Source organism: Marinicauda salina (genome assembly GCF_003122085.1).
In the GTDB taxonomy this organism is placed as follows: Bacteria; Pseudomonadota; Alphaproteobacteria; order Caulobacterales; family Maricaulaceae; genus Maricicauda_A; species Maricicauda_A salina.
The window spans coordinates 1026222-1037431 of sequence record NZ_QEXV01000001.1; the positions used below are offsets into that span (position 1 = coordinate 1026222).

Sequence of the window (11210 nt, forward strand, 5' to 3'; positions counted from 1 at the left end):
TCAATCGAGTACGCCCTGAAGAGCGCGTCACCTCTCCAGTACTTCGTGCGATGCGGAGACCAGACCCCGTATTTTGCGTTCGTCTACGACGTCAGAAATCGAAGCATCGTTGATGAATGGATCGTGGTCACGCAGCGCCAATGAACAAGGACACCGAAATGACCTACACGCACTTCAAGTTCGACGTCGACGGCGACGGCATCGCGCTCGTCACCTTCGACTCCCCCGACGTCTCCATGAACGTCCTGTCCAACAAGGTGATGGAGGAGCTCAGCGCGATCGCCGAGAAGATCGCCGGCGACGACGCCATCAAGGGCGCGGTGATCACCTCGGGCAAGAAGGCCTTCTGCGCCGGCGCCGATCTCTCCGAACTCGGCGGCGGCATGGGCGCGCTCGAAGGCAAGTCGGAGGAGGAGGCCAAGCAGGCCCTGTTCGACGTCGCCTACAAGCTCAACCAGACGCTCCGCGAGCTCGAGACCTGCGGCAAGCCGGTCGCCGCGGCGATCAACGGGCTGGCGCTGGGCGGCGGCTTCGAGATCACGCTGGCCTGCCACTATCGCGTCATGGCCGACGATGCGGGCGCCAAGCTCGGCCTGCCCGAGGCGCTGGTCGGCGTTCTGCCCGGCGGCGGCGGCACGCAGCGCCTGCCCCGCCTGGTCGGCGTGATGAACGCCGCGCCGGTCATGCTCCAGGGCAAGCAGCTCGACGCCGAAAAGGCCAAGGAGCAGGGCGTGGTCAACGAGATCGTCCCGCTCGCCGAGATCGTCGACAAGGCCAAGGCACTGGTGAAGGCCGACCCGATGGGCGCCAAGCAGCCCTGGGACCAGGACAAGTTCAAGATCCCCGGCGGCGGGCCCTATCACCCGGCGGGCCTGCAGGTCTTCATGGGCGCCTCGCCGATGCTGCTCAAGGAGACCTGGGGCAACTATCCCGCCCAGCGCTACATCCTGTCCTGCGTCTATGAGGGGCTGCAGGTCCCGATCGACGCCGGGCTCAGGATCGAGAGCCGCTACTTCACCAAGCTGCTCATGCGTCCGGAGAGCCGGAACATGATCCGCTCGCTCTTCCTGTCGAAGCAGGCTCTGGAGAAGGGCGGCCGCCGTCCCGCCGGCCAGGAGAAGGCCGACATCAAGAAGGTCGGCGTCATCGGCGCGGGCTTCATGGGCGCGGGCATCGCCACGGTCTCGGCCCAGGCCGGCATCGAGGTCGTGCTCATCGACAAGGATCAGGAGGCCGCCGACAAGGGCCGGCAGCACGCGCTCGACTTCTTCGCCAAGGGCGTCAAGCGCGGCAAGATCACCGAGGACAAGGCCGAAAAGCTCGGCGGGCTGATCACCGCGACGACCGACTACGCCAGGCTGTCCGACGTCGATCTCGTCGTCGAGGCGGTGTTCGAGGACTCCGACCTCAAGCACAAGATCACGCAGATGGCCGAGGCCGAGATGCCCGAGGGCGCGATCTTCGGGTCGAACACCTCGACCATCCCGATCACCTCGCTGGCCGAGGCCTCGAAGCGGCCCGACCACTTCATCGGCATCCACTTCTTCTCGCCGGTGGAGAAGATGAACCTGGTCGAGCTGATCGTCGGCGAGAAGACCGGCGACAAGGCGATCAGCCGCGCCATCGACTTCGTGGCCAAGATCAAGAAGACCCCGATCGTGGTCGCCGACACGCGCGGCTTCTACGCCAATCGCTGCGTCATGCGCTATATCGAGCAGGGCATGTACATGCTCACCGAGGGCGTGAAGCCGGCGCTGATCGAGAACGGCGCGCGGCTGGCGGGCATGCCCGTCGGGCCGCTCTCGCTGCAGGACGAGGTCGCCATCGATCTCGGCTACAAGGTGCTCCAGCAGACCAAGAAGGATCTCGGCGACGATTTCGAGGAGACGCCCAACTCCGTCGTCATCGAGAAGATGTACGAGCTCGGCCGCTACGGGCGGAAGAACAAGAAGGGCTTCTACGTCTACACCGACGAGGGCAAGCATCTCTGGGACGAGCTCGACCAGTTCGCCCCGAACGGCGCGCTGCTCGAAGACCAGCCCTCCGTCGACGAGATCAAGGACCGCATCCTCTACGCCCAGGCGATCGAGGCGGCCCGCACGATGGAGGAGGACATCGTCTCCGATCCGCGCGAGGCTGATGTCGGCTCCATCCTCGGCTGGGGCTTCGCGCCCTATACCGGCGGCGTGCTGAGCTTCATCGACACCGTCGGGACGAAGGATTTCGTCGAACGCGCCGACGCGCTGAAGGCGAAGTACGGCCAGCCCTTCGAGGTCCCGCAGCTCCTCCGCGACATGGCGAAGAAGGACGAGACCTTCTACGGCCGCTTCGCCCCGGAGAAGGCCGCGGCGTGATCGTCTGCCGAAACCCCGGCCGCCCGCGGGGCGCGCCGGGGTCTTCGCTGTGCGATCTGCTTCGGCGTCATCATTCAATAGGAAGGTGCGGGCGACCGTCTCCTTTGGATCGTCGTCCCGGAGCAGGCTCAATTTCCCAATCAACATTCAATTGGGGATTGCCATTTTTGCGCTGGGCGCTCTAATCGAGGAGCATGTTTGCGGGCCTCAAAAACGCCGGCGCTGTCTTCGCATCGATAGCCCGGGTTCCAGTTCGCCATCCGGCTTTGCTGGCGCCTCTGATACTGGTGTGGTGCGCCTATGCACCGATATCCGTCTATCTTTACTTCTATTTTCCCTGGTCGGATTTGGACGCTTACACGGCGTTCGCCGTTCTTTTCGGCTCGATCTTTCTCATATCGTATCTGATATCACTCGCATCCTTCATTCTACTCGAACAAATCCGGACGATAGAGAACGGTCAATCACCCGGCCTGGGCCGCCCATTGAGCGTGGGGGTCTGGAATTCGTTTCGAGCTCTGCACGTCACGCTGATCTGGGCGTTCATCTGGTTCTTGATCACCGTCGCGGAAATAATCCTTCGATCGCGGGACGAGACCGACCCGAGCGAGCAGAGCGAGCCGACCGCGCAGAACGTCGCTGAGTTCCTTGCCGGCGCTGAACAATTCTCGTTCTCGGGGATGGTTTTCGATGGATTGCGCAAAGGCGTGCGCATGATCGCGTTTCTGATTTTTCCGGCGATCGCATGGGAGCGTTACGACAAGCCGATCCGCCGCGGTCTCGGCGTGGCTATGTCGCACAAGGGCGAATTTGCATCCGGCTTCCTGCTCACCGAGGCGGCCGCCGGTGTCGTCTTCATTCCGCCGTTCATCGTTTTCATGCTGGCCGACCAAACCGACGTTCCGTTTCCCGATTGGACCTGGTTCGCAGTGATCATCTATTGCGGGTTTGCGTGGAGCTTCGCGATTTTGCTCGAGCAGCTGTTCACCGCAGAGCTTTATCTCTGGGATATGAAGTGGCGGAAGGCTTGCGAAGCGGCGGTCGACCGCGATGCGGCGGTTCCTGAACTCGCCGACGTGAAACGGCCCTCAATTCTTGACGATGTTCCGGACATGAAGGCGGACTGAGTGTCTCCGTGCGAGACCGTTGCGCCGACGAAAAATGGACGAGACCTTCTACGGCCGCTTCGCCCCGGAGAAGGCCGCCGCCTGAGGCGGTCCGCGCGTCGCTGAAGAAAATGGAGAGCCGGGCGCATCCGCGCCCGGCTCTCTTTGCATCCCGGTCTGGTGCAAGCTAATCCGGCGCGTCGAGAACGACGCGTCCAGCCGCTGGAGGGAAACCGCCTTGCTGACCGTATTCGCCGCCTTCGCCCTGCAGGCCGCCGAACCCGCCGTCGATTTCTCCGGCGTCCAGGAGCCGCTGGGCGGGGAGCCCACGGATGTGCTCGTGCTCGGCACCAGTCATCTCAACCAGCTTCCCGAGGACGCCTTCGAGCCCGGCCACCTGGCGCTGGTGCTGGACCGGCTGGAGGCGTTCTCGCCGAACGTCATCGCCATCGAGGCGGTCGGCGGGCGCACCTGCGACCGGATCGACCGCTATCCGCATCTGCATGGCGACGTCTACGACCGCTATTGCTGGGATCCCGAGCCCGCCCTCGAGGCGCTCGGCATGACCCGGCCGGAAGCCGACGCCGCCGCCTTCGAGATGCTCGCCGCCTGGCCCGAGACGCCCGAGGCGTCGGACCGCCGGCGTCTCGCCGCGCTGCTCTACGGCGCGGGCGAGGCCTGGTCTGCGGCGCTGCAATGGCGCCGGCTCGACCCGGCCGAGCGCGTCGCCGGCGACGGGGTGAGCGACGCGCTCGCCGAGGAGCTCGACGAGCTTCTGACCTCGCGCAATGAAAACAATCTGCTGGGCGTCGAGCTCGGCGCCCGGCTCGGCCTCGAGACTCTCGCCGCCGTCGACGATCACAGCGCCGATGCGGTCTACGCCCGCGCGCCGGAGAGCCTCGAGCCGGTGATCCGGTCGGTCTGGAATAACCCGCCCGCCGAGGCGGTCGAGGTGCGCGAGCGCGCGGAGACCTATCTCGGCTCGGCCGAGAGCGTCCTGGCGGGCTATCGCTATCTCAACAGCCCCGCCTACCAGGAGGCGGTGATCGCGTCGGATTTCGGCAACGCCGCCGCCGCGCCGGACGCCGACGCCGTCGCGCGCCAGTACGTCGCCTGGTGGCAGACCCGCGGCCTGCGCATGGCCGCCAACGTGATCGAGGCCGCCGCCAACGATCCCGGCGCGGACGTGCTGGTGATCACGGGCTCCTCGCACAAGCCCTATTTCGACGCCTATCTCGACCAGATGCACGATATCGCGCTGGTCGACGTCGACGCGGTCCTGCATGACTAGGCGAGCGAGCCCCGGCGCGCCCGCGTCGGGGCTCATGCTTCAGCTCTGCGTTCTCGAGCCTTGATTCTCAACGCGAAGCGGAGTTGTCCACAATCGGCGTGCGGGTTTCGATTGACCGCGGCGTTAACCTTTGATTAACTTTCAATCGTCGGGAGACCCCGAAAGGAAAGCTCGCAAGAGCGGACCAGGCGGCTCTCGATCCCGGACGCAAACCCGCGAAAGCGGCGGAACGTCCGGGGCGGCTTCCGCCTCAAAACGGAGCCGCATCCCGGGGTGAAACCCGGGGCAGAGCGAAGGGCTTGCGCCGGAGACGGCGCGCCCGGAGCGACGCCACCGCCCGCCATCTCCTCCTTCGGGAGGAGAGACGGGCGGATGGTGTATGTGATCTCCCCCTTGAAATTCGTTCGATCGCCGAGGCCGGATCGCGCGCAGCGAGTGCATCGCGCTCAGCGTGTTCGTCGCGTTCGTCGCGAGCCGCGCGTGCGCCTGCGTTCGGCAGTGTTCAGCCGTCGTCGGATCGGCGCGCGGCCTCGGGGTCGGCCTCGGGGTTCGCGGCGGGGGCGGCCTTCACCGCGTCTTCCGTCTCCGCCTCCGCCGGCGCGTCCTGCGGCAATTGCTCGGGCACGTCGCGCTCGGGTTCGGGTTCGATCTTCGGCACGCTCAGGCTCAGGCTGCGCACAAGCGCCCAGATCACCAGCAGCATCACGCCGGCGAAGGGCAGGCCGGAGACGATCGTCGCGGTCTGCAGCGCCTCGAGCCCGCCCGCGATCAGCAGCGTCGCTGTCACCGCCAGCACCACCAGCGTCCAGAAGCCGCGCTCGAGCGCGGGCGGCTCGGCGCCGCCATTGGCCAGCGTCGAGGTCACCAGCGCGCCGGAGTCCGCCGAGGTGACGAAGAAGAGCAGCACGATCACGGTGGCCAGCCCGACGGTGACCTCGTCGAAGGGCAGCATCTTGAGCAGCGTGAACAGGCTCTCGCTCGGCCCCGCGCGCAGCAGCGGCGCGCCGTTGCCGAACAGCAGCGCGTGCAGCGCGTTCGAGCCGAACACGGTCAGCCAGACGAAGTTGAACAGGGTCGGCACGAGCAGCACCCCGCCGACGAACTCTCCGATCGTGCGGCCCTTGGAGATGCGCGCGATGAACAGCCCGACGAAGGGCGACCAGGAGATCCACCACGACCAGTAGAACAGCGTCCAGCGCGCCTGCCAGGTCTTGCCGGTATAGGTCTCCCGCCAGGTCGAGGTCTCGATCAGGTTGTTGAGATAAAAGCCGATATGCTGGCCGAGCGCCTTCAGCGCGAACACCGTCTCGCCGGCGAACAGCACGAACACCATGAGCCCGGCCGCCGCGATCAGGTTGGCCGAGGAGATGAGCTTCACCCCCGAATTCACCCCCGAGATCACCGAGGCCGAGGCGGCCAGGCACACGACGGTGATCAGCACGAGTTGAAGCCCCAGCCCGCTCTCCCAGCCGAACAGGATGGACAGGCCCGAGCCGGCCTGCGCCGCGCCGAGGCCGAGCGAGGTCGACACCCCGAACACCGTGCCCAGGATGGCGAGCACATTGAGCCCGGCGCCGACGACGCCGGCCCGCCGCGGCGCCAGGATCGCGGTGAGCGGCGCGGCGAAGCTCAGCGGTTCGGACTTGTTGAAATGAAACCAGGCCAGCGCCAGCGCCAGCACGCCGTACACCGCCCACGGATGCAGGCCCCAGTGCAGGAAGGTGAAGTTCATCGCCCGGCGCGCCGCGGCGGCCTGGTCGCCCGTCGAGGTGTCGAGGAAGGTGCGGAAATGCTCCAGCGGCTCGGCGACGGAGTAGAACAGAAGCCCGATGCCCATGCCCGCGGCGAACAGCATGCCGATCCAGGCGGGATAGGAGAATTCCGGCTCGCAATCCGGTCCGCCCAGCCTCAGATGGCGGAAGCGCGAGAACGCCAGATACGCCATCGCGAACAGCGCGGCGTTGACCGCGAAGATCATGAACCAGCCGGTATAGTGGGTGACCGCGGCCTGCAGGCGCTGGAAGAAATCGCCCATCACCGCGTCGAAGCCGACGAACAGCCCCGTCAGCCCGGCCACGACCGCCAGCGAGATCAGGAAAGTCGAGGATTTGTGGCGGCGGATGCGCGGCATGGGCGGTCCCGGACCGGCGGCGGAGGTTTCGGCAAGCTGCGGCGCCGCGGCGGCGGGGGCAAGCATCGCGGTGAACCGGGAGGCGGTCTCGCGCGTTGACGGAGTGCGAAACCGTCAAGGGGAGAGGATCGGCGATGGCGTCCGACAAATCCGACAAGAACGACGCCGCCGAGCGCCGCCGCCGCATCGCCGCCGAGGAAGGCGCGAAACTGCCGACGGCGGGAACGCCCGACGCCGGCGAGGCCGAACCCGGCCGCAAGGGCGCGGCCACGCGCCCGGGCGCGAAGAAATCCGCCGCGCCCGAGGAAGACGCGCCCGGGAACGGCGTGACCGAAGCCGGCCGCGAGAGCTTTCCCGCCTCCGACGCGCCGGCCTGGACGCTGGGCCGCCGGCGCAAGGACTAGGCCCCGCCGGGCGGGCCTCCCCAAATTCCGGATGACATCGCGTATGCGCTGAGATAATAGGTCCGTTTCCGGGCTACTCTTTCCTGATCGGAAACGCATGGACCGCATCGACGCGCTACGGCTCTTCTCCGCCGTCGCCGAGCTCGAAAGCTTCACCAGGGCCGCCGCGCGCCTGGGCATGACGCCCGGCGCGGCCTCGAAGCAGATCTCGGCGCTGGAGGACCGCATGCAGGCCCGCCTGCTCGAGCGCACGACGCGCTCGGTGCGGCTGACCGACGCCGGCCGGGCCCTGCTCGAGCGCGTGCGGCCCTGGCTCGCCGAGTACGAGGCGATCGAGGAGGGCCTCGCCGACGACAACGCCGCGGCCGCCGGCGCGCTGCGCATCTCCGCGCCGGTCGATTTCGGGGCGTCGAAGCTGATCGAGCCGGTGACGGCCTTCATGGAGAAATGGCCCGCCGTCGAGATCCGCCTCGAGCTCGGCGACCGCATGGTCGATCTCGTCGACGAGGGCTACGACCTCGCCGTGCGCATCGGCCAGCTCGCCGATTCCAGCCTGATCGCCAAGCGCCTGGCCGAGGCGCCGCTGGCGCTGATCGCGAGCCCCGATTACCTGGACGCCCGCGGCGCGCCGGCCCACCCCGCCGATCTGTCCGCCCACGCCTGCGTCATCGACCGCAACAAGCCCGCGCCCAATCTGTGGAAGTTCACCAGGGGCGCCGACGCCGTCGAGGCGCGCGTCGACGGCAGGCTCACGCTCAACGGCGCCAAGGCCGCCGTGGCCGCGGCCAGCGCCGGGGCGGGGATCGCGTGTCCGCCGGCCTGGTCGGCCGAAGACGCGCTCGCCGCGGGCCGCGTCGTCCCCGTCCTGCCCGACTGGACCCCGGACCATCGCGATCTCTGGGCGGTGTTTCCCTCCAACCGCTTCCTCGCCCAGCGCGTGCGCCTGTTCGTCGACTTTCTGGCCGACTGGTTCAGGGACGGGGTTTAGGGGGCTCGGCCTTCTCTCTTTCCCGGCGCAAGCCGGGACCCAGAGATCGCAAGACGCTCGGCCCGGCCTCACGCTTTATCTCTTTCCCGGCGAAAGCCGGGACCCAGGAATCGCAGAGCGCCGCACCCGGCCTCTCTGGGCCCCGACTTTCGTCGGGGAAGAGCGGGTTGCGGGAATGGCATAGCGCCCGATCCCCTGCTCCTTCGAGGCTCCCCCGGCTCAAGTCCGGGGTCGCACCTCAGGGTGAGGGGATCGAGCCTCGAAGGATGGGAGGCCGGCACCTGTCCCAGCCCTCTCGGTCCTTGGGCTTGACCCAAGGACCCAGATCATCAGTCGCCACGTTCTCCTGCTTGGGCCCTTGGATCAAGTCCAAGGGCCGAGCCGGTTAGGGAAAGCCCCTACTCCGTCAGCCCGGCGGGTGGTCAGACCCAGCCTCCAATCCCCGTTTCCCCAGCGAAAGCTGGGGCCCAGAGAGGACGGGCCGCGTTCGCCGATTTCTGGATCCCGGTCGGCTCTTTTGGCTTCCGGGATGACGCATTTCATAAAGTTGATTGTATTTCTCGCATTGGAAGAATCCGGCTATCGTTCTCGCTCCTGGCCGGAGCCCCGCCTCATGCCCACCGTCCTGCGCATCGACGGCTTCCGCTTCTATTTCTACAGCCACGAGCCCAACGAGCCGCCGCACGTCCATGTCGACAAGGCGGGCGCCTCGGCGAAGCTCTGGCTCGACCCGGTCGCGCTGGCGCGCAATACCGGTTTCAAGGCGCCGGACTTGCGGACTGTGCTAGGTTATGTCGTCGAGAACCGCGAAACGCTGCTGGAGGCGTGGCATGACTTCTTTGGCGATTGAGACCGACACCCGGGTCGATGCGGTCCGCATCGACGCCGACGCGCTCGTCGTCTCGCTGAAGGACGGCCGCACCATCTCCGCGCCGCTGGCCTGGTTTCCCCGCCTGCTGAACGCCGCGCCCGAGCAGCGCGAGAACTGGCAGATCGCCGGCGGGGGCTACGGCCTCCACTGGCCCGAGCTCGACGAGGACATCTCCACCGAGGGCCTCTTGCGCGGCGCGCCCAGCGTCGAGGCGAAGCGGGCGTAGGCGAGGCATATTCCTGGACCCTTTTGTTTCGCGCTGTCCCAGCCCTCTCAGTCTTCGGACTTGATCCGGAGGCCCGGCGAGCGAAGAGCGCCGTCGGCGCCGGACTGGGTCCCCGGGTCGCCTGTCCCCGCGAAGGCGGGGAAGCCCAAGGACCGAGCCGGTTACGGCGTTTGAAACGCTGCCGCGGAAATGCCGCGCGAGGCGGCGCGACATCTGTACAGGAAGCCGTACTGAGCGACCCGACCGGGAAAGTTCCCGGTCGGGCGCATCACTCAAAACAGACCTGGCTGATCAGGCCCGTCCGGCTTGATCTCGGCGCTCCGCTTCCCGGTGTTGATCTCCGAGATTCGGCCTTGATTGATCCGGTAGTCGGCCGCGATCTCATGCTGGAGATCGCCGCGCTTGAGGCGGCGCTTGATCGCCAACAAGTCCTTTGGCGTAAGGTCTTTTACAGTCGCCATTGTTCGAATCCTTTTGATTCGATTGACAAAATGGCGACCTCGACCCATATTGGGGCCGAGATCGCCCACGAGGCGCTCACCAAGAGCCGTCGCTGACCTTTCCTAGGGGCATTAGCGACGGCTCTTTCCGTTATGGCCGGCCGCGCGGGCGAGCATGCGCGCGGCGGCTATATCTCTCGCAAGCACTTCATCCTCCTTGTTCGTCTGGTTCTACCGCCATCGCGCGGATAACGTTTGCGATCCGTCGGGCTTCGGCTTGCGAAAGATCGAAAGGCAGGCCCTGAACGCGAACTGTGAGGTCCGGCCGAATGGGTATCGGCAGGATATTGCTAGAGGGCATGGCGCTTGAATGAGCGCTGACAGGATGTCCTGAAGGTGTGGGCGATAGGGACGGTGTTGTGTCAGGTCGCTTCGACGAGGCTCCCCCTCCCTTCTTATCCTTCTTAGTTCCGGTAGCCGTTCGGGTTGCCGTCCCAGGTTTGAATTCCAACGGGTTGGCAAGATAATTTGAAAAGTCGGAAATCGCCTTCGAGACGCGGCTCTTGTAAGCCTTTAGGCTTTCAGGCGAATATCCGCTCTTGTTCAGATTGACAAAGCGATTCATCACTTCGTCGAGATCGATCTGGGTTACGTCTTGCGCCTCTTCGGGCTCAAGGATTGAAAGAACCTTGTTCGCTGATGCCTTGCGCGTTTGAGCAGTCGGACGCGCCATCAATCCTTTCTCACCAACCCAATCCAAGAAATTCAGAAGCGCTTCGCGCGATCGATCAACCATATCAAGCTCCTTCGATAATATATTAGCCGGTTTAGACGACGGCGTCAAGCGTGTGGAAAAATTATTGCCAAATTGGCAAATCATTGTTCGAGCGGATCCGACGTCAGTGCAATCAGTTGGGTGAGCTTGTATATGCGAAGGCTGATGAGGCTCGCAGGCGCCCCCCCTTATCCCCACCCCGGCCATCCGCGTTTAATCTCACCTGATCCCGATCCCGCGGAGGGGCGTTTCTAGACCGTCTGGATGCGTGGGGGCGGGAGCGGCGCCTCGAGGCTTCGCCCGGCAACGAAGGGCGGGGCTGAAAGAGCGGCCGACACAGGGGCGATCCTGGAGACGTTCCGGGTCGCGCGGCGGCGAGGCGGCGCCGGTCTTCTCCGTTTCGGGCCTTCGGGCCCGGGAGGCCGGCAAGCTTTTGAGACGTGCCGTGCGCGTATCGGATCCGGAGCCGGGGGTCGGACGGACCCGCCGGCGCACGCTCGCCAGGCTACGACACGGTGTTATGAGACAAGTCCCGCCGGCCGGAAAATCGCCGCGCGCGGGCGGTCCTAAGGGCCGCCGCTAAAACATATCCGAGAGGCCCGCCGGACCGCCCGCGCGACCCTC

The 11210-nt window shown here is 66.1% G+C and carries 10 protein-coding genes; 7 read left to right on the forward strand and 3 right to left on the reverse strand.

The annotated features are described in order from the left end of the window. The first annotated feature begins 158 nt into the window (after positions 1-158). From DDZ18_RS04690 to DDZ18_RS04700, 3 genes are all read left to right on the forward strand, one after another. Positions 159-2354: a 3-hydroxyacyl-CoA dehydrogenase NAD-binding domain-containing protein gene (locus DDZ18_RS04690; protein ID WP_109252237.1), complete on the forward strand. Its 2196-nt coding sequence runs from the start codon at positions 159-161 to the stop codon at positions 2352-2354. Positions 2355-2548: 194 nt separating this feature from the next. Next, the gene (locus DDZ18_RS04695; protein WP_146190606.1) at positions 2549-3481 is read left to right on the forward strand and encodes a hypothetical protein; all 933 of its coding nucleotides are present in this window, start codon (positions 2549-2551) and stop codon (positions 3479-3481) included. Positions 3482-3698: 217 nt separating this feature from the next. Beyond that, entirely contained in the window at positions 3699-4751 is a 1053-nt protein-coding gene (locus DDZ18_RS04700; RefSeq protein WP_109252167.1) for a DUF5694 domain-containing protein, read from the forward strand. A 502-nt stretch (positions 4752-5253) separates the two neighbouring features. On the opposite strand, the gene DDZ18_RS04705 is transcribed toward DDZ18_RS04700, so the two are convergent. Next, on the reverse strand, positions 5254-6882 hold the full coding sequence (locus tag DDZ18_RS04705; protein ID WP_158272072.1) for a BCCT family transporter: 1629 nt from the start codon (positions 6880-6882) through the stop codon (positions 5254-5256). A gap of 134 nt (positions 6883-7016) precedes the next feature. Between DDZ18_RS04705 and DDZ18_RS04710 the strand changes: the two genes are divergently transcribed. The 4 genes from DDZ18_RS04710 (at position 7017) to DDZ18_RS04725 (ending at position 9371) form a co-directional block, all read left to right on the forward strand. Then, on the forward strand, positions 7017-7286 hold the full coding sequence (locus DDZ18_RS04710) for a hypothetical protein (protein ID WP_109252169.1): 270 nt from the start codon (positions 7017-7019) through the stop codon (positions 7284-7286). Positions 7287-7383: 97 nt separating this feature from the next. Then, positions 7384-8274, forward strand: coding sequence for a LysR family transcriptional regulator (locus DDZ18_RS04715; protein WP_109252170.1), 891 nt, complete (start codon positions 7384-7386; stop codon positions 8272-8274). Between the two features lie 613 nt (positions 8275-8887). After that, on the forward strand, positions 8888-9124 hold the full coding sequence (locus DDZ18_RS04720) for a DUF4160 domain-containing protein (protein ID WP_109252171.1): 237 nt from the start codon (positions 8888-8890) through the stop codon (positions 9122-9124). Continuing rightward, positions 9105-9371 (forward strand): DUF2442 domain-containing protein, encoded by a 267-nt coding sequence (locus tag DDZ18_RS04725; RefSeq protein WP_109252172.1) that lies wholly within the window; start codon positions 9105-9107, stop codon positions 9369-9371. The genes DDZ18_RS04720 and DDZ18_RS04725 overlap by 20 nt, the downstream gene beginning before the upstream one ends. Positions 9372-9643: 272 nt before the next feature. Here DDZ18_RS04725 and DDZ18_RS13685 read toward each other — a convergent pair whose 3' ends face one another. Both DDZ18_RS13685 and DDZ18_RS13690 read right to left on the reverse strand, forming a co-directional pair. Then, complete coding sequence (locus tag DDZ18_RS13685) at positions 9644-9832, reverse strand: hypothetical protein (RefSeq protein ID WP_146190607.1); 189 nt, start codon at positions 9830-9832, stop codon at positions 9644-9646. 187 nt (positions 9833-10019) lie between these two features. After that, a complete protein-coding gene (locus DDZ18_RS13690; RefSeq protein ID WP_146190608.1) occupies positions 10020-10607 on the reverse strand; it encodes a hypothetical protein in 588 nt (195 codons plus the stop codon). Positions 10608-11210 lie beyond the last annotated feature (603 nt).

Excerpts from the sequence above, each read along its gene's own strand:
- DDZ18_RS04720 (WP_109252171.1), top strand. The coding sequence starts at position 8,888 with ATGCCCACCGTCCTGCGCATCGACGGCTTCCGCTTCTATTTCTACAGC.
- DDZ18_RS04725 (WP_109252172.1), top strand. The coding sequence starts at position 9,105 with ATGACTTCTTTGGCGATTGAGACCGACACCCGGGTCGATGCGGTCCGC.
- DDZ18_RS04715 (WP_109252170.1), top strand. The coding sequence starts at position 7,384 with ATGGACCGCATCGACGCGCTACGGCTCTTCTCCGCCGTCGCCGAGCTC.
- DDZ18_RS04710 (WP_109252169.1), top strand. The coding sequence starts at position 7,017 with ATGGCGTCCGACAAATCCGACAAGAACGACGCCGCCGAGCGCCGCCGC.
- DDZ18_RS04690 (WP_109252237.1), top strand. The coding sequence starts at position 159 with ATGACCTACACGCACTTCAAGTTCGACGTCGACGGCGACGGCATCGCG.
- DDZ18_RS04695 (WP_146190606.1), top strand. The coding sequence starts at position 2,549 with ATGTTTGCGGGCCTCAAAAACGCCGGCGCTGTCTTCGCATCGATAGCC.
- DDZ18_RS13685 (WP_146190607.1), bottom strand. The coding sequence starts at position 9,832 with ATGGCGACTGTAAAAGACCTTACGCCAAAGGACTTGTTGGCGATCAAG.
- DDZ18_RS13690 (WP_146190608.1), bottom strand. The coding sequence starts at position 10,607 with ATGGTTGATCGATCGCGCGAAGCGCTTCTGAATTTCTTGGATTGGGTT.
- DDZ18_RS04705 (WP_158272072.1), bottom strand. The coding sequence starts at position 6,882 with ATGCCGCGCATCCGCCGCCACAAATCCTCGACTTTCCTGATCTCGCTG.